Source organism: Brachybacterium sp. SGAir0954 (assembly GCF_005490785.1).
GTDB classification, from domain to species: Bacteria; Actinomycetota; Actinomycetes; order Actinomycetales; family Dermabacteraceae; genus Brachybacterium; species Brachybacterium rhamnosum.
On the sequence record NZ_CP027295.1, the window covers coordinates 3,379,205 to 3,403,970 of the forward strand.

Consider the following 24,766-nt stretch of genomic DNA (forward strand, 5'->3'; position numbering starts at 1 on the left):
CCGCGGCGCCGCTCAGAGCAGCTTGCGCAGGCCCGGTGCGAGCACGGCGAGGGCCCAGAGCGTGCAGGCGGCGAGCACGAGCAGGTAGCTGCCGATCCAGACGGCGGCCGGCAGCGGGGTGAGGCGGGCGAGCTGCGCGGGGTCGTCGCCGCGGCCGCCGCTGCTCGCGACGACGAGCACGTGCCTCCAGGCGCCCATCAGCAGGAAGGCGCCCACGGCGAGGGTCACGAGGGCGACGAGCGCGGGACTCCCCCACCACCACACCGCGCCGACGACGGCGGCGCTGCCGAGCACGGCGAGCACCGTGTGCACCGAACGGGTGAAGACGAGGGAGACGAGCAGCGCCGCCAGCGCGACGGCGAGCGCGGTCCCGGCGGCGCCGGCGAGCGCGACCTGGATCAGCACGGCCCCGAGGAGGGCGGGCGCGGGGTAGCCGGACCAGGCGGAGATCACGCGGCCCGGCCCCCGCGGACGGCCCACGGTGATCGCGTGGCCGGACATGTCCGCGGAGACGACGAAGCCGGTGAAGCGGCGGCCCGCGAGGATGCCCGTCACGGCGTGTCCGAGCTCGTGGACGATCGTCACGGCGGGGCGCAGCAGCCGCCACAGCGGGGAGACGAGCACGGCGACCAGGGCGAGGGACAGGGAGACGAGGGGCCACCAGGTCCCGCTCGGCGCCGGTCCGGGCGCGGCGCGGTCCCCGATCTCGCCGAGCAGCGTGGGCAGGTCCATCCGGCCATGGTGCCAGGGCCGGCCCGGCGCGCCCTGGGAGCGGGCGGGCGGGTGCCGGAGAGGCTCACCGCCGTACCCTGGCATGCGGCGGTGAGCGCCGGGGACGCCCGGCGACGGCTCCGGCCCCGCCCCGATCCCCGAGGACGTCATGACCCCCTCCCCCGCCGTGACCGCGGACGCCCCTGCCCATTCCCAGGAGCGGCCGCCCACCGTGCTCTCCGCGCTGCGCTCCCCGCGCCGGCTGCGGATCGAGCTGCTCTCCGGACTCGTCGTCGCGCTCGCGATGATCCCCGAGGTGCTCTCCTTCTCGGTGCTCGCGGGCGTGGACCCGAAGGTGGGCCTGTTCACCGCGGTGATCATGGCGATCACGATCGCGGTCGTGGGCGGGCGGCCGGCGATGGTCTCCGCCGCCGCGGGGGCGACGGCGCTGGTGATCGCGCCGCTCGTCGCCTCGCACGGCACCGACTATCTCGTCGCGGCGGTGCTGCTCGCGGGGCTGATGCAGATCCTGCTCGCGCTGCTCGGCGTCGCGCGGCTCATGCGCTTCATCCCGCGCTCGGTCATGACGGGCTTCGTCAACGCCCTCGCGGTGCTGATCCTGCTCGCCCAGCTGCCGCACCTCGTGGGGCGGGACCTGCCATGGCTCGTGTACCCGCTGCTCGCCCTCTGCCTCGTGCTGCTCGTGGTGGTGCCGCGGCTGACGTCGGCCGTCCCCGCCCCGCTCGTCGCGATCGTCGTCGTGACGGTGCTCGTGGCCGTCACCGGCTGGCAGGTGCCGGACGTCGCGGACCAGGGCGAGCTGCCCTCCTCGCTGCCGGTCCCGGGCCTGCCGCACGTGCCGCTCACGCTCGGGACGCTGCGGATCATCGCCCCCTACGCGCTCGCTATGGCGCTCGTGGGGCTCATGGAGTCGCTGCTCACCGCGAAGCTCGTCGACGACATCACGGACACCCGCAGCGACAAGACCCGCGAGTCCTGGGGCCAGGGCGTCGCGAACCTCATGGCCGGCGCGTTCGGCGGCATGGGCGGCTGCGCGATGATCGGCCAGACGATGGTCAACGTGAAGCAGGGCGGGGGCCGCACGCGACTGTCGACCTTCAGCGCGGGCGTGTTCCTGCTGATCCTCGTGCTGCTGCTGAGCGAGGCCGTGGGGCGGGTGCCGATGGTCGCCCTCGCCGGGGTCATGCTCGCCGTGTGCGCCTCGACCGTGGACTGGCACAGCCTGCGCCCCTCGACCCTGCGCGCCATGCCGCTCTCGGAGACGGTCGTGATGGCGGTGACCGTCGTCGCGACGGTGTGGACGCACAACCTCGCGATCGGCGTGGTGCTCGGCGTGCTCACGGCGATCGTGCTGTTCGCGAGGCGGGTCGCGCACCTCGTGCGCGTGGAGCCGGAGGGGCCGACCATGGTTGACACGGCCGACGGGGCCGACGGGGCCGACGGGGCCGACGGGGGCACGCTCACCGTGCGCCGCTACCGGGTGCGCGGCCAGCTGTTCTTCGCCTCGAGCAACGACCTCGTCCACCAGTTCGACTACGCGGGCGACCCGGAGGAGGTCGTCGTGGACCTCTCCGCGGCGGAGGTCTGGGACGCCTCGACCGTCGCCGCGCTGGACGCGGTGGTCACCAAGTACGCCGAGCGCGGCAAGCGGGCACGGATCGTGGGTCTCGACGGGGCGAGCGCACGGCGCATGGAGCGGCTCTCCGGGCGGCTCGGCGCCTGAGCGCCCGTCGCCGTCCCGTCCGTCGGGCCCCGCGGGTAGCCTCGGCCTCGTGACCGATCGCCGCAGCACTCCCCCGCCGATCCCCACGTCGATCGCCGTGCGCGGTGCGCGCGTGCACAACCTGCGCGGGATCGACGTGGACATCCCGCTGCAGTCCCTCGTCGGCATCGCCGGCGTCTCCGGCTCCGGCAAGTCCTCCCTCGCGATGGGCGTGCTCTACGCGGAGGGCTCACGGCGCTACATCGAGGCGCTGTCCACCTACACGCGCCGCCGGCTCTCGCAGGCGCCGCGGGCGGACGTCGACGAGGTCGCCCACGTGCCCGCCGCGCTCGCCCTGCGCCAGCGGCCCTCCGTGCCCGGCGTGCGTTCCACCTTCGGCACCTCCACCGAGCTGCTGAACGTGCTGCGGCTGATCTTCTCCCGGCTCGCCGCGCACCTGTGCCCGAACGGCCACCGGGTCCCGCCCACCCTCGACGTCGCCGCGGAGGTCCCCTTCTCCTGCCCCGAGTGCGGGGAGCAGGTGATCGCCCCGGGCGCTGAGGAGCTCGCCTTCAACGCCGAGGGCGCCTGCCCGCGCTGCGACGGGGTCGGCACGATCCGCTCCGTCGACGACGCGTCCCTCGTCCCCGATCCCACGCGGACCCTCGAGGACGGCGCCGTCGTCCCCTGGCAGATGTTCGGCTTCAACGTGCAGCCCGCCATCGCCCGCGAGTTCGGCGTGCGCATCGACGTGCCCTGGCAGGACCTCGAGGAGTGGGAGCGGCAGATCGTCCTCGACGGCCCCGAGGAGAAGAAGCACATCACCGTCACCTCGAAGAAGGGGCTGCACGAGCTGGACTTCACCTTCCGCAACGCGCGCCTCACCGTCACCGAGGAGCTGCGCCGCGCGGATACCGAGAAGCGGCTCGCCCGCGTGGACCGCTTCCTCACCGAGAGCGTCTGCCCGGACTGCGAGGGCACCCGGCTGTCCCCGCGCGCCCGCGGGCCGCGGATCGGCGACCTGGGCCTCGCCGACGCCACCGCCCTCACCCTCGATGCGCTCCTGGCCTGGGCGCCCACGATCATCGACCCGCTGCCGGAGAGCATGCACCCCATGGCGCGGGTGCTCGTCGAGCAGCTCGTGTCGATGGCGGGGCGGCTCACCGAGCTGGGCCTCGGCTACCTCGCCCTGGACCGGGCCGGCTCGAGCCTGTCCACGGGAGAGCTGCAGCGCGTGCAGCTCGCGCGGGCCGTCCGCAACCGCACCACCGGGGTGCTCTACGTGCTCGACGAGCCGAGCATCGGCCTGCACCCCTCGAACATCGAGGGCCTGCTGGGGCTCGTCGAGGACCTCCTCGCCGACGGCAACTCCGTGGTCCTCGTCGACCACGACGTGCAGGTGCTGCGCGCCGTGGACCACCTCGTCGAGATCGGTCCGGGCTCCGGCGCGGAGGGCGGCACCGTCATCGCGCAGGGCACCGTCGAGCAGATCGCCGCGGCGCCCGCCTCCCGCCTCGGCGGCTTCCTCGACGGCCGCGAGGAGGTGATCGTGCGGGAGCGCGCCGCGGGCGACGGGGAGTCGCTGCGCCTGGTCACCGACGCGATCCACACCGTCCACCCGCTCGAGGTCGAGCTGCCCCGCGGCCGCCTCACCGCCGTCACCGGGGTCTCCGGCTCCGGGAAGACGACGCTCGTGCTCGACTCCCTCGTCCCCGCGGCGCAGGCCCTCATCGACGACCGCCCCCTGCCCGGCCACGTGCGCTCCCTCGAGGCGCCCGGCATCCGGCGCGTGCACCGGATCGACGCGAGCCCGATCGGCGTGAACGTCCGCTCGACCGTCGCGACCTACTCCGGCGTCATGGACGAGCTGCGACGCGCCTTCGCCCGCACCGAGGGCGCCCGTGAGCGCGGGCTCACGCTCAGCGACTTCTCCTACAACACCGGCTCCCTGCGCTGCCCGCGCTGCGAGGGCACCGGGCAGGTCTCCCTCGACGTGCAGTTCCTGCCGGACGTCGACATCGACTGCCCCGAGTGCGGCGGCCACCGCTACGGGCCGCAGGCCGACGCGATCCTCCGCCCGCGGGCCGACGACCCCGGCGACGTCTCCCTGCCCCACCTGCTGTCCCTCTCCGTGCGGGAGGCGATCGGTCTCGTCGACGACCTCCCCTCCGTGCGCCGCCGGCTGCAGGCCCTCATCGACCTGGGCCTGGGCTACCTGACCCTCGGCGAGGACACCCCGGCGCTCTCCGGCGGGGAGGCGCAGCGGCTCAAGCTCGCCGGGCAGATCGACCGCCGCCAGGACGACGCCCTGTTCGTCTTCGACGAGCCGAGCGTAGGCCTGCATCCCGAGGACGTCCGCACCCTGCTCGCCGTGCTCGACCGGCTCGTGGAGCACGGCGCGAGCGTGGTCGTCATCGAGCACGACCTCGACATGATCGCCAATGCGGACCACGTCCTCGACATGGGCCCGGGCGGCGGCGAGGCCGGTGGCCGCGTGGTCGCCCTCGGCACCCCCGAGGAGGTCGCCGCGGATCCGGCGAGCGTGACCGGCCGGCACCTGAGGGCGCATCTCGCCGGGGAGGGCTGAGCACCGCTCCTGGTCGCAGCAGGCCGACGGGCCCCCGCCGCCGCTCAGCTCCCCGCGTCGGCCAGCAGCCGCACGAGCGTGCTGCGTCCCAGCTCCGCCATCGCGGGCGACGTCCTCTCGTAGTACCAGACCAGCCCGATCGCCTGCGCGAAGGCCCAGGCCTCCCCGCGCCGCCAGGTCAGCTCGGGCACGCGGAGGTGCTCGCGCAGCAGGGCACGGGGGCCGGCGTCCAGCAGGTGCCAGGCGACGACGAGGTCCAGGGCGGGATCCGCGGGGCCGAAGCCGCCGCTGTCCAGCACTCCTGCGAGCCGGGGCGCGGCCCCGCCGTCCAGGAGCAGGTTCGCGGGGATGAGGTCCTGGTGGCTCATGACGTCCACGTCCTCCCGCGGCAGCTCCCGCCACCGCTCCCAGGCTCGGCTGAGCTCTGGGACGGGCAGCAGGTGCTCGCTGCGGGCGAGGCACTCGGCGATCCAGGCGTCGTGCGCGCGCAGGTCCCCGCCGCGACCCGTGCCGGAGAAGGTCCGCCCGCGGGTGGGCACGGCCCGCAGCGCCTTCAGCAGCTGGGCGAGGTCGAGGGCGAGGGGCACGGATCCCGCCGCGCCGGTGGGCGTCGCGATCTCGCCGGGGACCCAGGTCTGCAGGGACCACGGGAGCGGGTAGCCGTGGCCGCCGCGGCCGATCATGAGCGGCCGCGGCGCGGGCACGGGGATCGCTCCGGCGAGCTCGGCCATCGCGGCGTGCTCCCGCCCGAGCGCCGCCCGCACCGCGCGCGGGTCCTCCCCGATGAGCGGGAATCGCGCGACGAGCTCCTCCCCCACCCGCACCACATGGCTCGTGGTGCCGGCTCCGGTGAGCAGGTGGATCTCGGCGTCGGCGGGCAGCTCGACGTGCGCGGGCGCCTGCTCGCGCAGCAGCCGCTCGGCGACGGCGCGGGTCAGCGAGTGCTGCCCCTCGTGCAGGGCATCGTCGGCGCTCATGGCCGGGCCGGCCGGGGTGCGGGGTTCGTGCGGGCCACCTGACCTCCTCTGCGCGGCACGGGCACAGGCACTGTAGTCCCCTCACGCTCCCCGGCCGCGGTCCGGGCCGGCCCGGGGTCGGCCGCTGGAACGCCCTCGCCCCTGGTGACGGCGCGTTGATACCGTCGCGGCACCGACCCGAAGGAGTCCCGATGACCGTCGTCGTCACCGCCGTGTTCTTCCCCGCCGAGGGGAAGCAGCAGGAGCTCGCCCAGGCCATGCAGCGCGGCATCGCCGCCGTGCACGAGGAGGCGGGCTGCGAGAAGTACGCGATCCACGCCGCCGAGGACGGCACCGTCACGATGATCGAGAAGTGGACGAGCGCCGAGGACCTCGACGCGCACGGCGCCGGCAGCGTCGTCGAGATCCTCCGCGGCGACGTCGCGGATCTCGTCGCGAAGCCCGCGGTCGTCACCCGCATGACCCCGATCGCCGCCGGCACCCCGGAGCAGGGCCTGCTGTGACCGCCTCCGACACCCAGGACTGGGAGGAGTTCCGCCGACGTCGCGACGCGGGCCTCGCCGCCCCGCACTCCGTGCTCGCCCAGGTGGGCCTGCACTGGGTGGAGGAGGGCGCCGGGGAGCTGAGCTTCCCCGGCGTGCCGGGCACCTGGGCGCTCGAGGGCGGCCGGCTCGTCTCCCGCAGCGCACCCTCGGATTACACCGTCCTCGCCGAGCCCGCGCAGGCGCAGGTCATCGAGGTGGGCGGCGAGCGCACCCTCACCCTGCTGGATCCGGGCGACGTGCAGCTCGGCGTGACCGACGCGGGAGTGCGGATCGACGTCATCCGCCGCGGCGACCGCACGGGGCTGCGCCCCCTGGACCCGGCGACCCCGCGCCGCGCCGGCTTCACCGGCGTCCCCGTCTTCCCCCACGACCCGTCGGCCGTGCTCGAGGGGAGCTTCCGCGCGGACCCGACGACGGTGACCGTCGGCTCCGCGCTGCCGTGGCTCACCCAGCAGCTGCCCTCCCCCGGCGTCGTCGCCCTCGACGTCGACGGCGAGCAGGTCGAGCTGCGGGTCACGGGTGAGGGCACGCTGATCCTCACCGACGAGACCTCCGGGACGGAGACGTCGGACTGGCGCCAGGTCCCCGTCGAGATCGACGGCGAGCGTGCCCGCGTGGACCTCAACCGTGCCCTGAACTTCCCCTCCGCCTTCAGCGCCTTCGGCACCTGCCCGAAGCCCCCGGAGGGCAACCACCTGCCGATCCCGGTGCGCGCCGGCGAGCGCCGCGTCGAGCCGACGGAGCGCTGACGGCCCGGTGACCACGACGGAGGACCCGGAGGAGACGCACGCCGCGTCCCCCGCGCACGGCCACGTGCCGTGGGGCACCGTGCTGCGCAACGTCGCCCTCGTCGCGGTCGTCCTGGTCATGATCTGGCTCGCGTTCAACGTCCGCCTGCCCTCGATCGCGGGGATCCGGGCCGACGTCGACGCCGCCGGCGCCTGGGGCCCGATCGTCTTCGTGCTGCTCTACGCGGCGGTCGCGACGACCCCCATCCCGGTGACGATCATGGCCGTGGCCGGCGGGATGATCTTCGGGGTCCCGCTCGGGACCCTGCTGTCGCTGATCGGCGTCGTGACCGGCTGCCTGGGCGGCTACGGGATCGCCCGCCTGCTCGGCGAGCGGACCGTGATGCGCCTGCTCGGCTCCCACGCCGCGATGGTCGAGGACCGGCTGGCCGGCGGCGGTTTCTACGCGGTCTGCACACTGCGCCTCATGCCGGGCATCCCCTACTGGCCCGTGAACTACGGCAGCGGCGCCCTCGGCGTGACGGCCCGTGACTTCCTCGTCGCGACGGTCCTCGCCTCGCTGCCGGGCCAGCTCTCGCTCGTCGCGGTCGGCGCCTTCATGGGATCGCCGGACGTGCCGCACGGCGTCGTGCTCGGCTGCTCCTGGGCGCTCGTGATCGTCCTCACCGTCCTCGCCTTCCGGAGCTGGCGCGGCACGCGTGCCCAGGCACCCGCGGAGGGCGACGCGTCACAGGACCCGGGTATCGCGGTCGGCAAGGCCTGACCGGCGACTCCGCGGAGAACTAGACTGCGTCCAGCCGCCGGGATCTTCCTCTGTCCCTCCGAGGGCACCCGGCGACCGGAGCACGGCACCCGCCGCGCCAGGCCCGTCCCCCGGGGCACCGCCGTCGGTCCCCCGGCCGTCCCCGAGGACACGTGATGACCACAGCAACCGAGGCGCCGCGCGGGTTCAGCCCGCGGGTGGCGCTCCAGAAGGTCGGCACCTCGCTGTCGAACATGGTGATGCCGAACATCCCCGCGCTCATCGCGTGGGGCATCTTCACCGCCTTCTTCATCGAGAAGGGCTTCACGCCGGTCCCGGCGCTGGGCGGGTTCGCGGACTCCGCGGGCACCCCGCATACGGGGATCGTCGGCCCGATGATCCACTACCTGCTCCCGCTGCTCATCGCGAACACGGGCGGCCGGATGGTCTACGAGGCGCGCGGCGCGGTCGTCGGCGTCGTCGCGACGATGGGCGTCATCGCCGGCTCCGACGAGCTCATCGCGCAGCTGAACCTCACCCAGCCGGCGAACGAGCAGATCGGCCAGGTGCACATGTTCATCGGCGCGATGATCATGGCGCCGCTCGCCGCCTGGCTCATGAAGAAGCTCGACCGCCTGTGGCAGGACCACATCCCGGCGGGCTTCGAGATGCTCGTGAACATGTTCTCCGCCGGCATCTTCGCCTTCCTCATGGCGGTCGTCGGCTTCTTCGGCCTCGCCCCGGTCGTCAACGGGTTCATGAGCCTGCTGAGCGCCGGCGTCGAGGGCCTGATCGGCCTGGGCCTGCTGCCGCTCGTCTCGATCCTCATCGAGCCGGCGAAGGTCTTCTTCCTCAACAACGCCATCAACCACGGGGTGCTCACGCCCCTGGGCCTGGCGCAGGCCTCCCAGGACGGCAAGTCGATCCTCTTCCTGCTCGAGGCCAACCCTGGCCCGGGCCTCGGCATCCTGCTCGCCTACTCGATCTTCGGGCGCGGCGCCGCACGCGCCTCCGCGCCCGGTGCCGCCCTCATCCAGTTCGTCGGCGGCATCCATGAGATCTACTTCCCGTACGTGCTCATGAAGCCGATCCTCATCCTCGCCGCGATCGGCGGCGGCATGACCGGCGTGTTCCTCAACGTCCTGTTCCACACGGGCCTGCGCTCCCCTGCCGCTCCGGGGTCGATCATCGCGATCCTGGGCGCCGCAACGCCCGACTCGTACCTCGGCATCATCATCGCCGTCCTCGGAGCGACCGCAGTCAGCTTCGTGCTGGCCATGCTCCTCCTGAAGGTCGGCAAGCAGGACGACGGCGACATCGTCTCCGCGACCGCGAAGATGGAGCAGATGAAGGGCAAGAAGTCCTCCGTGGCGGGCGCCCTCACCGGCGCCGGCGGGGCGGGCGCGGGCGCCGCCTCCGCGGCCGACGACTCCGGTCACACCGGCCCGATCCAGCGGATCGTCTTCGCCTGCGACGCCGGCATGGGCTCCTCCGCCATGGGCGCGACCGTGCTGCGCAAGAAGGTGCGCGGCGCCGGTTTCGACGACGTCGAGGTCACCAACAAGGCGATCTCCTCGCTGAACGACGAGTGGGACGTGGTGGTGACCCAGAAGGAGCTCACCGACCGCGCCCGCCAGCGCACGGGCTCCGCGATCCACGTGAGCGTGGACCAGTTCATGAACTCCCCGCGCTACGACGAGGTCGTCGACCTCGTCCGCCGCCGCAACAACGGGGAGGACGCCTCCGACGACGCCGACGCAGCCGACACCGCCGCGACGGCCGACGGCGGGAACGCCTCCGGCACCGCCGCTGCCGGTGCGGGCGCGGCGGCCGCCGGCGCGGGCGCCACCGCGACCGGGACCGCGCCCTCGCCCCGGGGTCGTCACGCGGCGGAGGTCCCCGCAACCGGGGAGACCGCAGCCGCCGACACCGACGCCGCGCCGCAGATCCTCTCCCGGGACTCGATCGTCCTGCAGGGCTCCGCGACCGGCTCCGACTCCGCGATCGACGAGGCGGGCTCCCTGCTCGTCGCCGCAGGCGCCGTGGGCGAGGACTACGTCTCCGCGATGCACGACCGCGAGGCCTCCGTCTCGACGTTCATGGGCAACGGCCTGGCCATCCCCCACGGCACGAACGAGGCGAAGTCCTCGATCCGCCGCTCGGCGATGACCTTCACCCGCTACCCGGGCGGCATCGACTGGAACGGCAGCCCGGTGACCTTCGTCGTCGGCATCGCCGGCCAGGGCAACGAGCATCTCGAGCTGCTCCAGAAGGTCGCCATGACCTTCTCCGATCCCGCCCAGGTGGAGCGCCTCGAGAAGGCGACCAGCCCGGACGAGATCCTCGACATCTTCGGTTCCGACAAGGAGTGATCCACCCATGAAGGCAGTCCATTTCGGTGCAGGCAACATCGGCCGCGGCTTCGTCGGCCTGCTCCTGCACGAGGCCGGCTACGAGCTCGTCTTCGCCGACGTCGCCGACGCCCTCATCGCCCAGCTGCAGCAGGCGGACAGCTACACCGTCGCGACCGTCGGCCAGCACCCGACCGAGACGGTCGTGACCGGCTTCCGTGCCGTCAACTCGAAGCAGCAGCCCGAGGTCCTCACCGAGGAGCTCGCCGACGCGGACGTGGTCACCACCGCGGTGGGCGCGCGCATCCTGCGCTTCGTCGCGCCGAACATCGCCGCCGGCATCGCGGCCAGGCCCGCGGGCGCGCCGCGCGTCGCGGTCATGGCCTGCGAGAACGCGATCAACGCGACGGACATCCTCGAGCAGGAGGTCCGCGCGGCCTACGAGGGCGACGATCTCGACGAGAAGGCGTTCTTCGCGAACACCGCCGTGGACCGCATCGTCCCCGTGCAGGACGCGGACGCCGGCCTCGACGTCACCGTGGAGGACTTCCACGAGTGGGCGGTCGAGCGCGGCCCCTTCGGCGGCGCGGTCCCCGACGTCCCCGGCATCACCTGGGTGGAGGAGCTCGGCCCGTACATCGAGCGGAAGCTCTTCACCGTCAACACGGGCCACGCGACGGCCGCCTGGCACGGCTTCACGGCCGGCCACGAGACGATCGCGGAGTCCGTCGCGGATCCCGCCGTCGCCGCGCAGGTCGCCGCCGTGCTCGAGGAGACCTCCGCGCTGCTGGTCGCCAAGCACGGCTTCGCACCCGAGGAGATGGAGGCCTACCGCACCAAGGTGCAGGGCCGCTTCGCGAACCGGTCCCTGCCCGATCCTGTGGAGCGCGTGGGCCGCTCCCCGCTGCGCAAGCTCTCCCGGGAGGACCGCATCATCGGCCCGGCCGCGGAGCTCGCGGAGCGGGAGCTCGGCTCCTCCGCCCTGCAGGACGCCTTCGCCGCCGCGCTCGCCTTCACCCCCGAGGGTGACGAGGAGGTCACGCGTCTCCAGGAGCTGCTCGCGTCGAAGGACGCCGACGCCGCGACCGCGGAGATCACGGGGCTCGCCCCCGAGCATCCGCTGACCCCTGCGCTCCGCGACCGCGTCGCGGCCCGCCAGGCGCAGCTCTGACCTCGGGGCGGCGCCGGGGAGCGAGCGTTCCCCGGCGTCACCCCGGCCCGTCCGATATCGTCCCTGTCCGTACACCACCACCGCGGCCCGTCCGCGACCGGCCGCGCCGCGGCCCCCAACGAAAGGCACTCCCATGGCAGAGCGCACCGTCAAGATCGCCAGCGCCTCCGGGCTCCACGCCCGCCCGGCGACCATCTTCTCCAAGGCTGCCGCGGAGCAGCCCGCCGAGGTCACCATCGAGAAGGTCGGCGGCAGCCCCGTCCAGGCCTCGAGCATGCTCATGCTCATGACCCTCGGCGCCGGCAACGGCGACGAGGTCACCCTGCGCGCCGAGGGCGAGGGGGCCGACGAGTCCGTCGCAGCCCTCGCCGCGCTGCTCGAGAAGGACCTCGACGCCGACGCCTGATCCTCGCTCTCAGCCGAGCCCAGATCCCTGCTCGTCCAACGTCGCTCTCGTGAACTCGACCAGATAGTCGTTCAGGGCGAGCAGGGCGCGCTCGGCGCCCTCCCTGTCGCCGTCGAGGACGGCGGCGATCCCCTGCCCGTAGAGGGCCGAGCCCCGCGCGATCTCCGACGACGCATCGCGCAGATGGGCGAACCAGAACCGGCGCGAGAGGCCCTGTACGGCCGTGATCGCGTCGACCAGATAGGCGTTGTGGGCCGCACGCCCGACCGTCTCATGGACCTGCCGCAGGGTCTCCGCATAGGCCGTCGCGTCCTGGAGGTCGCCCCGCAGCTCCTCGAGCAGCGCCGACAGTCGCGCCCGGTCGCTCGCATCGGCCCGCCTGGCCGCCAGACTCGCGGCCAGCGGCTCGAGCACACGACGCAGCTCGAGCATCCGCAGCTGCTCCTCGACCGAGATGGCGGGGATGAGCACGCCGCGATGGGGCAGCACCTCCACCATCCGTGCCCGGGCGAGCCGCTGGAGTGCCTCGCGCACCGGTGTTCGACCGAAACCCGTGAGCTCCATCAGCCGTGACTCCGAGATGATCGAAGAGGGCGGGAGCTGCTCGCCGACGATCATGGCCTCTATCTGCAGGTAGGCCTGCTCGGCCTTGGTGCGTGCCGTCGGCTCACCCTCGATGCTTCTGGCTGTCATCTCGTCCTCGCCTCGTGATCGCTCTGCGGTCCGATGCCCAGTAGAGCAGACAACGGATGCCACCGTCGGCGCGCGAGGAAATCCCGGTCCCCTCTAGTGCTCCCACCAATATATTGGTTGTATATGGGGATCCCGGGGCACGGTCGTCCCCCGGCTCTCCGAAGGAGGACCCCCTCATGGCACGCACGCCCGTCGTGGAGCAACGCTCCATCGATCGGATCCCCGAGTCCGAGCGTCACGGAACCGCCCGCAGTCTGTTCTTCCTCTGGTTCGCCGCGAACACCTCGATCACCGCAGTCGTCACCGGCGCCCTGTTCGTCCTGCTGGGCAACACGGCGATGTGGGCGATCCCCGCGGCGATCCTCGGGAACATCGCGGGAGCCTTCGTCACCTCGCTGCACTCGGTCCAGGGCCCCCGACTGGGCGTCCCGCAGATGATCCAGAGCCGCGCCCAGTTCGGCTTCCACGGGGCGACCCTGCCGCTCTTCCTGGCGCTCCTGATCTATCTCGGCTTCTACGCCACCGGCCTGGTGCTGGGCGGCCAGGCGATGGGATCGCTGCTGCACGTGTCGGACGGGGCCGGCGCGGTGATCTTCGCGGTGTTCTCCACCGTGCTGGCGGTCTTCGGGTACCGCTACATCCACCGCTTCTCGCACCTGGCGACCGTGCTCAGCGCCGTCGCCATCCTCGGCCTGCTGCTGCGGGTGCTCATCAGCCCCGTCGGCGGTCCCCTGTTCTCCGACTCCTCCTTCGACCTGCCGGCCTTCATCCTGGGGATCTCGCTCGCCGCGTCCTGGCAGCTCACCTTCGGCCCTTACATCGCCGACTACTCGCGCTACCTCCCCTCCACCACGCCGCAGCTGCGGACCTTCGGCTGGACCTTCCTGGGCAGCGTCATCGGCGGCAGCCTCGCGATGGTGCTGGGAGCCCTGGTGGCGGAGATGGGCGGCACCGCGTTCTCCGAGCACCAGGTCGCCTACCTCGCCGGTCTGGGCGGCCCCTTCGCCACCGTCGTGCTGATCGCCGTTCTCGCCGGGAAGCTGACGGGCAACACCCTCAGCTCCTATGGCGGCTACATGTCGGTCGCGACGATCCTGACCAGCTTCACCGGCCGCGACCGCGTCTCCCCTCGAGCGCGAGCCCTGCTGATCTGCTGCATCTCGCTCGCCGCCCTCGCGATCGCCCTGCCGGCCAGCGCGGACTTCGTCGCCAACTTCACGAACTTCCTGCTGTTCCTGCTCTACTTCATGACGCCCTGGTCGGCGATCAACCTGGTCGACTACTACCTGGTGCGCCGGGAGCGCTACGACATCGACTCCCTCTTCACGCCGACCGGGACCTACGGACGGTTCTCGGGTCCCGCCTTCCTCGCCTACGGGCTCGGCGTGCTGTGCCAGATCCCCTTCATCAGCAGCGACCTGTACACCGGGCCCATCGCGAAGGCCATGGGCGGCGCCGAGGTCGCCTGGCTGCTCGGCATCATCATCTCCGGCGGGCTGTACTTCGTGCTCACCCGCCGCATCCGCCTCACCGTGGGCGAGGAGATCCGTGCCGAGGCCCGCACATCCGCGGCACCGACCCCGGCCGACGCCTGAGCGGAGTCGGCGCGAGACCACCCATCGGCCGAGAACCGGCCGATCGACCCCCACCGAGAGGACACCTCATGAAGTACTCCCCCACGACCGAGGCGAACCCCCTGCCGTACTCCCCGTTCAAGAGCTGCACGGTGCCGCGGCCGATCGGCTGGCTCTCGAGCGTCAGCGAGGACGGCGTCGAGAACCTCGCCCCCTACAGCCAGTGGCAGAACCTCACCTTCGACCCGCCGATGGTGATGTTCTCGGCGAACCAGTACCCCGACGGGCGCCGCAAGGACACGGTGATCAACGCCGAGAAGACCGGCTGGTTCGTCTGGAACATGGCGACCTACGCGCTGCGCGAGGCCGTGAACATCAGCGCGATGGTGCTCCCTCCCGAGGAGAGCGAGTTCGACCGCGCCGGAGTGAACAGGAGCTATGCCGACCTCGCGCCGACGGTGCCGATGGTCGCCGAGAGCCCGGTGCACTTCGAGTGCCGCTACCTGAGCACGCACCGTCTGCCCGGCGCGAGCACGGTGGGCACGATCGACATCGTCTACGCCCAGGTGGAGAAGATCCATGTCGCCGACGAGGTGATCACCCCCGACGGGCGCCTGGACATCCCCCGCATCCAGCCCATCGCCCGGATGGGCTACTTCGACTACGCCGTGGTCAACGAGACCTTCGAGATGAAGGTGCCGGGATCGACCCCGGAGGCCGAGGCCGGGCTCCAGGGTCGCGCGGGCTGAGCCGCGCTCCTCGCGCGGGAACGCATCGGGCCCCGGCGCTCACGATGATCGTGAGCGCCGGGGCCCGCGCACTGATGATCGGGTGGGCCGGCTCAGAGCCCGATCTCGCCGAGGATCGGGAGGCCGGCGCGCACCGCGTCGCGGGCCTTGTCGGCCGTGGGCGCCGAGACGGCCGCGGCCGCGAGCTGCTTCGCCTGGTCCAGGGAGACCGTGGAGAGCACCTTCGCGACGGCGGGCAGGGAGCGGGGCGTCATCGACAGGGAGTTCACGCCGAGGCCCACGAGCACCACCGCGAGGCCCGGGTCACCCGCGGCCTCACCGCACACGCCCACGGGCTTCACGGCCTTCTCGCCGTAGGCGCCGGCGTCGCCACCGGCGGTGCGGGCGCCGTCGCAGGTGGCCTTCACGAGGGCGAGCACGGCGGGCTGCCACGGGTTGTTCAGGTGGGCGAGGGTGCCGAGCATGCGGTCCGCCGCCATCGTGTACTGGGTGAGGTCGTTCGTGCCGATCGAGGCGAAGTCGCAGGCCGTGAGCTGGCGATCCGCGGTGATCGCGGCGGAGGGCGTCTCGACCATGATCCCGGCGGGGCAGAGACCGCGCTCGGCGCACAAGGCCGCGAAGTCCTCGGTGTCCTCGAGGGTGGAGATCATCGGCGCCATGACCCACGGGGTCGCCTCGGTCCCCTTCGTCGCGGCGGCGATCGCGTCGAGCTGGTTGGTGAGCACCGAGCGCTTCTCCCACGAGGTGCGGTAGGCGCGCACGCCGAGGGCCGGGTTCGGCTCGTCGGCGTCGGTGAGGAACGGCAGCGGCTTGTCGGCGCCCGCGTCGATCGTGCGCACCACGACCTTCTGGCCGGGGAAGTGCGCGAAGACCTCGCGGTAGGCGGCGGTCTGCTCCTCGATCGTCGGCTCGTCCTCGCGGTCCAGGAACAGGAACTCGGTGCGGAACAGGCCCACACCGTCGGCGTTCGCGGCGACGGCCTTCTCGGCATCCTTCGCACCGCCGATGTTGGCGAGCAGCTGCACGCGGGTGCCGTCGGCGAGCACCCCGCCGCCGCCCTCGTAGGTCAGCGGGTTCTTCTGCAGCTCGGCCCAGGCCTCGGCGAAGCGGTGGTGCTCCTCGGTGACCTCGTCGGTCACGGTGCCGAAGCCGGCGTCGACGAAGACCTCGGTGCCGTCGGAGAACTCGTGGATGTCGCGGGCGGCGACGATCGCGGGCAGGCCCAGCTGGCGGGCGAGGATCGCGGTGTGCGACTGGGGGCCGCCGTCGGAGGTGACGAGGGCGAGCACGCGCGAGGGGTCGAGGGTCGCGGTGTCCGCGGGGGCGAGGTCGATCGCGGTGAGCACGAAGGGCTCCTCGACGTCGGGGATGCCCGGGGCCTGCTCGCCACGCAGCTCGGCGACGATGCGGGCGCGGACGTCGCGCACGTCGGTGGCGCGCTCGGCCATGTAGCCGCCGATGTTCTCGAGCATGCCGGCGACCTGGTCGCCCGCCTCCCAGACGGCCCGCTCGGCGCTCTTGCCGGCGGTGATGACGAGGCCCTTGGCGGTGGTGGCGAGGGACGGGTCGGCGGCCATCTGCGCGGTCGCCTCGAGGATCGCCTTGCCGTCGCCGCTCGCGCGCTCGGCGAGGCGGGTGAGCGCCTTCTGCACGGCCGCGGCGGCGGCGGGGATGCGCTCGGCCTCAGCCTCGGGCGAGGTGCCGGCGGGGACCTTCTCGGAGGCCGAGGGCTCGGCGACCGGCGGGGCCATGGTGCGGATGGTGCCGACCACGCGGCCGGGGCTGACGGGGACGCCTGTGTACTGGGCCATGGCTCGTTCTCTCCCTCTACCGTTGCGGGCATCGCGGAGGAGACCGGCCGGTCGCCGGGTCCGCGAGCAGGTCTCATGCTACGCGGCGCGACCGGCCGCGATGGCGTCGTTCGTCCCGCCCACAGGGCCGGGGAGGCGGCCCGTCCTGCGGGGGCTGCGCGCCGAGGGCTGAACGCCCCCGACGGGCCGGCCGCAGGGCGGAGGGAGCGGGATTCGAACCCGCGGTACAGGGTCACTGCACAGTGGTTTTCAAGACCACCACATTCGGCCGCTCTGTCATCCCTCCCGGTGCCCGGAGGCACCCGGAGATCATACCGGCGCGGCGCCCGCGCCGTGGTGGCCGACGCCGGGGTGCTCCAGCAGGCTCTCCCTCCTCCGGCGCGGGGATGGTCTGCTGGCCCGAGCCGTGACCGCCGCCCAGCACACCCCGGAGGATTCCGATGACCACCGCCGACCTCACCACCCTCCTCGCCGAGCTCGACGCCGGCCGCACGATCCCGGGCGGCTCCCCGCTGCACGAGGTCATGCTCGAGACCTCGCAGCAGGCCCTGCGGATCACCGCGGAGCTCAACGGCAGCTACCACTCCCCGGGGCGGGTCCGCGCCCTGCTCGGCGAGCTCACGGGGCGCCCGGTCCCGGAGAGCACGACCGTGTTCCCGCCGCTGCGCAGCGACTTCGGTCGGAACCTGCGCATCGGCGAGCGGGTCTTCATCAACTCGGGCTGCGCCGTCCAGGACCAGGGCGGGGTGAGCATCGGGGACGGCGCGCTGCTCGGGCACAACGTCGTGATCGCGACGCTGAACCACGCGATGGATCCGGCGCACCGCGCGGACCTGGACCCGGCCCCGGTGCGGATCGGCGCGGACGCCTGGATCGGCGCGAACGTCACGATCCTGCCGGGCGTGAGCATCGGCGACGGAGCCGTGGTCGCGGCGGCCTCCGTCGTCACCCGGGACGTGCCGCCGCGCACCCTGGCCATGGGCTCCCCCGCCCGCGTGGTCCGCGAGATCACCCCGGAGGAGCCGGGCGCCTGATCCGGCGGGGCGACCGGCCATCGGCCCGCCGGGACGCGGGAACACGCTGTCCCGCACAATGGTCACGACCCGCGATCCGAAGGAGCATCCATGTCCGCCACCGCCCCCGCCACCACCGGTCCCGTGCTGGCCGACGACGTCCCCGCGACCATGCGCGCCTCGGTGCTGCTGCGCCAGGGCGAGGTCGAGATGCAGGAGCGACCCGTGCCCACCCCTCCGCCGGGCGAGGTGCTCGTGCGCGTGCGCTCGGTGGGCGTCTGCGGATCCGACGTCCACTACTACAAGGAGGGACGGATCGGGGACTTCGTCGTCGAGCAGCCGCTGATCCTGGGCCATGAGGTCTCCGGCGTGATCGCGGGCGTGGGCGAGGGCGTGGACCCCTCCCGCATCGGCGAGCGCGTCGCCGTCGAGCCGCAGCGGCCCTGCCGCACCTGCCGCCAGTGCACCACGGGCCACCTGAACCTCTGCCCGGACATGAAGTTCTACGCGACCCCGCCGATCGACGGCACCTTCTGCGACTACGTCACCGCGCCCGCAGAGTTCGCCTTCCCGATCCCCGACGCGATCAGCGACCACGCCGGCGCGCTGCTCGAGCCGTTCAGCGTGGGCATGTGGGCCGTGGGCAAGGCCGGTCTCGCCCCGGGCAGCCGCGTGCTCATCGCGGGCGCCGGGCCGATCGGGGCGCTCACCGCGATCGCCGCCCGCTCCTACGGCGCCACCGAGATCATCGTCTCGGACCCGGTCGCCTCGCGCCGCGAGCAGATCCTCGGCTTCGGCGCGACCTCCGCGGTGGATCCCCTGGACCCGGGCTTCGACCCGGCGGCGCTCGGCGTGGACGCCTTCATCGAGTGCTCCGGCGCGACCCCGGCGCTGCTCGCGGGGCTGAAGGCCCTGCGCCCGGGCGGCACCGCGGTGATGGTCGGGCTCGGCGCGGAGACCATGCCGATCCCGGTGCAGGAGGTCATGAACAAGGAGATCGTGCTGACGGGGATCTTCCGCTACGTCGACACCTGGCCCAAGGTCATCGCCGCCGCGCAGGCCCCGGGTGTGGACCTCGACGCGCTGGTCACCGCCGAGTTCCCGCTCGAGGAGGCGGAGGCCGCCCTCACACAGGTGCCGGGCGAGAGCTCGCTGAAGACGATCGTGGTCGTCTCCCGCTGACCGACTCCCGCGAGCCGGGCCGGGTCCGGGCATACGGTGGTGCCATGCGCGCCATGACGATCACCGCGGAGAACCAGCTCGAGCTCGCGGAGCTGCCCGAACCCGCGCCCGGCCCCGGGGAGGTGCTCGTGGACGTCGTCGCCGCGGGCGTGAACCGGGCCGACCTCGCCCAGGTGGCCGGGCACTACCCGCCGCCGCCCGGCGCCTCGGAGCTGCCCGGGCTCGAGGTCTCCGGCCGGCGCCGGGACACCGGGGAGGCGGTCGTGGCGCTGCTCGCGGGCGGCGGCTACGCCGAGGTCGTCGCCGTACCCGAGGGGCAGCTGCTGCCGGTCCCGGCGGGCCTCGACCCGGTGGAGGCCGCCGGCGTCGTCGAGGTGACGGCGACCGTGGTCTCGAACCTCGTCATCGAGGGGCGCCTGGTCGCGGGTGAGACGGTGCTGATCGAGGGCGGCACGGGCGGCATCGGGACCGTCGCGATCCAGCTCGCCCGGCGCCTCGGCGCCAGGGTGCTCACGACCGTCGGCTCCGACGAGTCCGCCGCCCACGCACGGGAGCTCGGGGCCGACGCGGCCTGGAACCGTCGCACCGCCGACGTGCCCGCGGCGGTACGGGAGGCCGGCGGGGCGGACGTGGTCCTCGACGTGGTGGGCGGCGGGGGCAGCACCCTCGCGGACCACGTGGGCATGCTCCGCGAGCACGGGCGCCTGGTCATCATCGGCACCCTGGGCGGGGCGAGCGGGGAGCTGCCCATCGGCCTGCTCATGAGCAAGCGCGCCCGCGTCATCGGCACCACGCTGCGCTCGCGCAGCACCGCGGGCAAGCAGGAGATCCTCCGTGCGACCCGCGACCTCGTGTGGCCGCTGCTCGAGGACGGGTCCCTGAGCGTGCCCGTGCACGCCCGCTTCCCGCTCGAGCGCGCGGCGGAGGCGCAGGCCGTGCTCCGCGAGGGCGGCCACCTGGGCAAGGTCGTCCTCGAGGTGGCGGCCGACTGAGCCCGGCGCTGATCAACCCCTGACCACCCCGTGTAACAAACGGGTGAACAGTGCGAAACGGACTTCTCGGATTCGTCCGCTTCGTCCAGGATGGCCGTACCCATCCATCTCGCGGGACGGACCTCGGTCCGGATCGGGCATCGTGGCCTCGACGTCGTGCACCGCACGACGGCACGTGGCCCGATCGCCCGCCGGCCCAGGGAGCTCCTCATGTCCCGAGAACCCCACGACCTCGCATCGGTCGACCACTTCACCCCGGTGAGCCGTCGTGCCGCGGCCAGCTCCCCGTTCTCCCCCGTGATGATCGCGCTGACGATCCTCGCCACGGCCGGCTGCCTGGCCTACGGGGTCTTCCTCCTCCAGCCCTCCCACCGGGGCGACCTGCTGCCCTGGCTCCTGGTCATCACGTCCGAGTCGATCCTCGTGTTCCACGCGCTCTTCGCCATGTGGACCGTGCTCGCCGGGACGAGGGACGTGCGCGACCACGACTACTGGCGAGCGCGCGACGAGCTGTACTCGCTCTCGCGGATCTCCGCGCTCCGCCGCCGCGACGACCCCACGCTCTGGCCCGTGCAGCTCGACGGCCGCGTGGTCGACGTGGACGTGCTGATCACGGTGTACGGCGAGCCGATCGAGGTGATCCGACGGACCGCCGAGGCGGCGCTCGCGATCCGCGGCCGCCACGTGGTGTGGATCCTCGACGACGGCCGCAGCGACGAGGTCCGCGACCTCGCCGCGGGGATCGGCTGCCGCTACGTGCGCCGCCGCACCGGCAACGGTGCCAAGGCCGGCAACGTGAACTACGCGCTCACACTGGCCAAGGCCGAGTTCTTCGTGATCCTGGACGCGGACTTCGTGCCGCTGCCGGGCCTGCTCGAGGAGACCCTGCCGTTCTTCACCAACGACACCGTCGCCTTCGTGCAGACCCCGCAGACCTACGGCAACCTCCACAACGTCATCTCGCGCGGCGCCGGCTACATGCAGGCGATGTTCTACCGCTTCGTGCAGCCGGGCCGGAACCAGTTCAACGCCGCGTTCTGCGTGGGCACGAACGTCGTGTTCCGGCGGCGTGCGATCGACGACGTGGGCGGCATGGTCACCGACTCGAAGTCCGAGGACGTGTGGACCTCGCTGAAGCTCCACGAGCGCGGCTGGCGGTCGGTCTTCCTGCCCACGACCCTCGCGATCGGCGACGCCCCGGACACGATCGTCGCCTACTCGAAGCAGCAGCTGCGCTGGGCGACCGGCGGCTTCGAGATCCTCCTGCAGGCCAACCCGCTGCACCCGGCGCGGCGGCTGAGCCTGGACCAGCGCCTCATGTACTTCATCACCGCCACCCACTACCTCACCGGGATCGTCCCGGGCCTGCTCCTGCTGGTGCCGGCGCTCGAGGTGTTCCTGGACCTGCGCCCGGTGTCGATGGACGTGGGCTGGGCGACGTGGATGCTGTTCTACGCGGGCTTCTACCTGCTGCAGATCGTGCTGGCCTTCTTCACGCTCGGCTCCTTCCGCTGGGAGGTGCTGATCCTGGCCGCCTGCTCGTTCCCGATCTACGCGAAGGCCCTGGCCAACGTGGTCATGGGCCGTGACCAGGCGTGGTCGGTGACGGGCGCGACCGGGAAGGTCTCCCCCTTCACCGTCATGGGGCCGCAGCTGTGCGTGCTCGCCTTCCTGCTGTGCACCACCGCGGTGGGCGTCTGGCGCGACCTCATGCTCGGGCGCCCCTCGATCGCGACGGTGTGGTGCGGCGTGAACTCCGCCGTGCTGATCGTGCTCGTCCTCGTCGCGCTCGGCGAGATCCGCGCCGGCCGCTCCGGCGCCCTCGAGGCCCGCGGCGACCACGCCAAGGCGGCGGCGACCACGGCGGCGCTCGCCGCGCCCGTCCCCGTCTCGACCCCGGCGGACACGGTCGCGGCCCGCCTCGCCCCTGGTCGCCGGCGCGTCTCCCGCGTCCGCGCCCTCTCCTGACCCCCGCCCCCACGACCAGAGGATCCCGTCATGACCTGGATCGGCCGTCTCCGTCTCCTCCTCTCCCTCCTCCTCGTCCTCGCCCTCGCCGCGGCCCTGTGCCTGGTGTTCAACCAGCGTCAGCGCCAGAGCCTCTCGGTGAGCGCGGCGATCGAGCAGCCCCGCTACGCGATCGCCGCCGTCGCCCCCGGCGTCGTCACCGACATCGGGGTGGCCCTCGGCGACGAGGTCCGCGCCGGGGACGTGCTGTTCACGATGACCAGCGTCGAGCTGCAGCAGGACGCCGTCCACGGCCTCAAGGCCAGCTCCAACGACGCCATGGAGATCGACCCCGAGCAGGGCACGATCGTCTACCGCGCCACCGCGGACGGCCGCGTCGCCGCGCTGAGCGCGACGTCCGGCAACTACCTCGGGGCCGGCGCGCCCGTCGCGACGATCGTGCGGTCCACCCCGCGCACCGTGCAGGCGCAGTTCCGTCTCACGCCCCGCGACTACGGCCGTCTCGAGGAGGGTGCCCGTGCGCAGATCCTGCTGCCCGACGACCGCACGATCGAGGGCACCGTCGGCTCCGCGTCGGTGGTGACCGAGAACGGGCAGGCGATCACCCGGGCGCTCATCACGAGCCCTGATCTCGAGGCGCAGGACCTCGACCTCATCGCGACCGACGGCGCCCCGGTGTCGGTGACGGTCGAGCTGACCGACAGCGGCGTCCTCGCCGGCCCCACGGACGCCCTGATGGACGCCCTGCGCTCGGTGGGTCTGCGATGAGGCCCCCGCGCCGCGCCCTCCTCGCCGGCGCGCCGCTGGGCGTGATCGCCCTGGGAGCATCGGCCTGCACGGGCGACCGCTCCTCGGGCGGCGGCACCGGGCCGAGCGCGGCCCTCCCCACCGCGGCCGCGTTCACCGACGAGGAGGTCCGCGGGTCGATGTCCGCGCTGCCCGAGCTCCCCGCCCCCGCGGACCTGAGGACCGTGCGGCTCGCCGACGGCCTGGTACCGCCGACGAATCGCTGGTTCTCCGGGCTCGTCTTCGGCGACGAGCCGCAGACGGTCCACCCGCTGCCGCTGTCCTTCGCCCTCGTCGACGGCGGGTTCGCGCTCGGTCTGCCGACGGTCACCACCTCGGCGCGCACGATCATGGGTGCTCACGTCCCCGAGGTCGAGGTCGCCGTCGCGGGGGCGGGGAGCGGGATCGTCTCCGCCTACGACGAGGCGTCCGTGCGGCTCGACCTCCTCGGCGGAGACGGGACCGCGCTGGCCACCGTGACGATCGCCGAGGGCTGGCCGTGCGTCGCCCTGCAGGCCCGCGCCGCCCTCGACCTCACCCTCTCCACCGCCTTCAACGGCGCAGCGACCGCTGCGGAGCCGGCGACGCTCACGGTGGGCGAGCACGAGTACGGGCTGCGCCTGGAGGGCGGGGACCTCGACGGCGCCCGCTGCTCCCTGGAGGCCGACGGCTGGGTGACGCTCTTCGCGGTCCCCGTCGGCGGCACCGCCGCGGACGTCGCGCCCGCCGCCGTGCCGCTGCGCGGGACCAGCCTGACCCGCTCCGTGTCCGACGACGCCGCCCGCGCGACCCTCACCTACGAGACCGCGGACTCCTCCCCCACGGTCGTCGCCGCCATGCCCCACCACGGGGCGGACGCGGGGGCCGCGGAGGCGCTCGGCACCTATCCGAGCGTCTACGGCACCCTCGTGCTGCGGCCCGGCCCGGACCTGACCTGGAGCGCCCCGCGGCGCACTGTCCGCGCGGCGCTCGACCTCTCGGGCCTCGACGACGACGCGCGGGAGGAGCTCGCCGCTCAGGTGGTGGCCGACGTCGCCGGCCTCCCCGACTATCCCGCGGACACGTACTTCGGCGGGAAGGCCCTGCACCGGGACGCGCAGCTGCTCGCGATCGCCCGGCAGGTCGGGGCCGACGAGGCCGCGGCCGGGCTCGAGGAGCGGGTGCTCACCCAGATCCGCCGCTGGACGGAGGTCGCCGGGGCGGAGGAGCGGGACGCCTTCTGCTTCACCTACGACGCGACCAACCGGGGGGTCGTCGGCCTCACGCCGTCCTTCGGGTCCGAGCAGTTCAACGACCACCACTTCCACTACGGCTACTTCCTCCACGCCGCCGGCACGCTCGCCGCGGACGACGAGGACCTCGCCGCGGAGCTCGCCCCGGTGATGGACGCCCTCGCCGCGGACATCGCCTGCGACGCGGCCACCGACGCGGTGCCGGTGCGGCGCGTGTTCGACGCCTACGCCTCGCACTCCTGGGCCTCGGGCACCTCCCCCTTCGCCGACGGCAACAACCAGGAGTCCAGCTCCGAGGCGACGACCGCGTGGGCGGGGCTGGAGCTGTGGGCCCGGGCGCGCGGGGACGAGGAGCTCGCCGCGGGCGCCGCCTGGCTGCTCGCGCACGAGGCCGCCGCCGCCCGCGCCTACTGGACGGACTTCGACCTCGCGGACCCGGTGTACGAGTGCTTCGAGCACTCGGTGCTGCCCCTGCAGTTCGGCGGCAAGCGGGACTACGCCACCTGGTTCTCCCCCGAGCCCGCGGCGGCGCTCGCGATCCTCGCGCTGCCCATGTCCCCGAGCTCCGACCACCTGGCCGACGATCCCGAGCGGGTGCGGCGCAACATCGCCGAGGCCACGGCCTCCGGCGGATTCGCGCAGCAGTACGGGGACTGGCTGCTGATGTACGCGGCGCTCGGCGGCGAGGACGACCGGGCGGCGGCGCTCGAGGCGGCGCGTGAGCTGGCGGACGAGCACCTCGACGACGGCGACACCCGCAGCTACCTGCTGGCGTTCATCCTGTCCCGGTGAGGGGCGCGGGGA

General features: G+C 73.2%; 20 protein-coding genes and 1 tRNA gene. 16 read left to right on the forward strand and 5 right to left on the reverse strand.

All coding sequences use genetic code 11. The annotated features are described in order from the left end of the window. Window positions 1–12 precede the first annotated feature (12 nt). Entirely contained in the window at window positions 13–732 is a 720-nt protein-coding gene (locus C1N80_RS15225; RefSeq protein ID WP_137771555.1) for a M50 family metallopeptidase, read from the reverse strand. A 148-nt stretch (window positions 733–880) separates the two neighbouring features. Here C1N80_RS15225 and C1N80_RS15230 point away from each other — a divergent pair, with 148 nt between their 5' ends. Both C1N80_RS15230 and C1N80_RS15235 read left to right on the forward strand, forming a co-directional pair. After that, window positions 881–2,455, forward strand: coding sequence for a SulP family inorganic anion transporter (locus tag C1N80_RS15230; RefSeq protein WP_137771556.1), 1,575 nt, complete (start codon window positions 881–883; stop codon window positions 2,453–2,455). A 49-nt stretch (window positions 2,456–2,504) separates the two neighbouring features. Beyond that, window positions 2,505–5,021 carry an excinuclease ABC subunit UvrA gene (locus tag C1N80_RS15235; protein ID WP_240811164.1) on the forward strand — a complete coding sequence of 839 codons (2,517 nt, stop codon included), beginning with the start codon at window positions 2,505–2,507 and terminating at the stop codon, window positions 5,019–5,021. A gap of 44 nt (window positions 5,022–5,065) precedes the next feature. Here the strand turns inward: C1N80_RS15235 and C1N80_RS15240 are convergent, their stop codons facing one another. Beyond that, a complete protein-coding gene (locus C1N80_RS15240; protein ID WP_240811165.1) occupies window positions 5,066–5,998 on the reverse strand; it encodes a phosphotransferase in 933 nt (310 codons plus the stop codon). A 191-nt stretch (window positions 5,999–6,189) separates the two neighbouring features. On the opposite strand from C1N80_RS15240, the gene C1N80_RS15245 reads away from it, so the two are divergent. The 6 genes from C1N80_RS15245 (at window position 6,190) to C1N80_RS15270 (ending at window position 11,962) form a co-directional block, all read left to right on the forward strand. Continuing rightward, entirely contained in the window at window positions 6,190–6,501 is a 312-nt protein-coding gene (locus C1N80_RS15245) for a putative quinol monooxygenase (protein WP_137771557.1), read from the forward strand. Beyond that, window positions 6,498–7,292, forward strand: coding sequence for a DUF1684 domain-containing protein (locus C1N80_RS15250; RefSeq protein WP_137771558.1), 795 nt, complete (start codon window positions 6,498–6,500; stop codon window positions 7,290–7,292). Before C1N80_RS15245 ends, C1N80_RS15250 begins: the two co-directional genes overlap by 4 nt. 7 nt (window positions 7,293–7,299) lie before the next feature. Then, a complete protein-coding gene (locus tag C1N80_RS15255) occupies window positions 7,300–8,055 on the forward strand; it encodes a TVP38/TMEM64 family protein (protein WP_240811166.1) in 756 nt (251 codons plus the stop codon). Between the two features lie 155 nt (window positions 8,056–8,210). Beyond that, window positions 8,211–10,406, forward strand: a complete 2,196-nt coding sequence (locus C1N80_RS15260; protein ID WP_137771559.1) for a PTS sugar transporter subunit IIA — start codon at window positions 8,211–8,213, stop codon at window positions 10,404–10,406. Window positions 10,407–10,413: 7 nt separating this feature from the next. After that, window positions 10,414–11,556 (forward strand): mannitol-1-phosphate 5-dehydrogenase, encoded by a 1,143-nt coding sequence (locus C1N80_RS15265; RefSeq protein ID WP_137771560.1) that lies wholly within the window; start codon window positions 10,414–10,416, stop codon window positions 11,554–11,556. Window positions 11,557–11,689: 133 nt separating this feature from the next. Next, window positions 11,690–11,962, forward strand: a complete 273-nt coding sequence (locus C1N80_RS15270) for an HPr family phosphocarrier protein (protein WP_137771561.1) — start codon at window positions 11,690–11,692, stop codon at window positions 11,960–11,962. A gap of 9 nt (window positions 11,963–11,971) precedes the next feature. On the opposite strand, the gene C1N80_RS15275 is transcribed toward C1N80_RS15270, so the two are convergent. Continuing rightward, window positions 11,972–12,655: a GntR family transcriptional regulator gene (locus tag C1N80_RS15275; protein WP_137771562.1), complete on the reverse strand. Its 684-nt coding sequence runs from the start codon at window positions 12,653–12,655 to the stop codon at window positions 11,972–11,974. Window positions 12,656–12,831: 176 nt separating this feature from the next. Between C1N80_RS15275 and C1N80_RS15280 the strand changes: the two genes are divergently transcribed. Continuing rightward, window positions 12,832–14,250, forward strand: a complete 1,419-nt coding sequence (locus C1N80_RS15280) for a cytosine permease (RefSeq protein WP_137771563.1) — start codon at window positions 12,832–12,834, stop codon at window positions 14,248–14,250. A 68-nt stretch (window positions 14,251–14,318) separates the two neighbouring features. Beyond that, entirely contained in the window at window positions 14,319–14,978 is a 660-nt protein-coding gene (locus tag C1N80_RS15285; protein WP_137771564.1) for a flavin reductase family protein, read from the forward strand. Window positions 14,979–15,070: 92 nt separating this feature from the next. On the opposite strand, the gene ptsP is transcribed toward C1N80_RS15285, so the two are convergent. Next, entirely contained in the window at window positions 15,071–16,789 is a 1,719-nt protein-coding gene (ptsP, locus tag C1N80_RS15290; protein WP_137771565.1) for a phosphoenolpyruvate--protein phosphotransferase, read from the reverse strand. 198 nt (window positions 16,790–16,987) lie between these two features. Continuing rightward, a tRNA-Ser gene (locus tag C1N80_RS15295) sits at window positions 16,988–17,075 on the reverse strand. Between the two features lie 154 nt (window positions 17,076–17,229). Between C1N80_RS15295 and C1N80_RS15300 the strand changes: the two genes are divergently transcribed. The 6 genes from C1N80_RS15300 to C1N80_RS15325 all read left to right on the forward strand — a co-directional run bounded on the left by C1N80_RS15300 (window position 17,230) and on the right by C1N80_RS15325 (window position 24,754). Continuing rightward, entirely contained in the window at window positions 17,230–17,823 is a 594-nt protein-coding gene (locus C1N80_RS15300) for a DapH/DapD/GlmU-related protein (protein ID WP_137771566.1), read from the forward strand. A gap of 90 nt (window positions 17,824–17,913) precedes the next feature. Then, window positions 17,914–18,984, forward strand: a complete 1,071-nt coding sequence (locus tag C1N80_RS15305; protein WP_205750650.1) for an NAD(P)-dependent alcohol dehydrogenase — start codon at window positions 17,914–17,916, stop codon at window positions 18,982–18,984. Window positions 18,985–19,028: 44 nt separating this feature from the next. Then, a complete protein-coding gene (locus tag C1N80_RS15310; protein WP_137771567.1) occupies window positions 19,029–19,976 on the forward strand; it encodes a zinc-binding dehydrogenase in 948 nt (315 codons plus the stop codon). 210 nt (window positions 19,977–20,186) lie between these two features. Beyond that, window positions 20,187–21,944 (forward strand): glycosyltransferase family 2 protein, encoded by a 1,758-nt coding sequence (locus tag C1N80_RS15315; protein ID WP_137771568.1) that lies wholly within the window; start codon window positions 20,187–20,189, stop codon window positions 21,942–21,944. 30 nt (window positions 21,945–21,974) lie between these two features. Next, window positions 21,975–22,712 (forward strand): HlyD family efflux transporter periplasmic adaptor subunit, encoded by a 738-nt coding sequence (locus tag C1N80_RS15320; RefSeq protein WP_137771569.1) that lies wholly within the window; start codon window positions 21,975–21,977, stop codon window positions 22,710–22,712. Then, the gene (locus C1N80_RS15325; RefSeq protein WP_137771570.1) at window positions 22,709–24,754 is read left to right on the forward strand and encodes a glycosyl hydrolase; all 2,046 of its coding nucleotides are present in this window, start codon (window positions 22,709–22,711) and stop codon (window positions 24,752–24,754) included. The genes C1N80_RS15320 and C1N80_RS15325 overlap by 4 nt, the downstream gene beginning before the upstream one ends. Window positions 24,755–24,766: the final 12 nt, after the last annotated feature.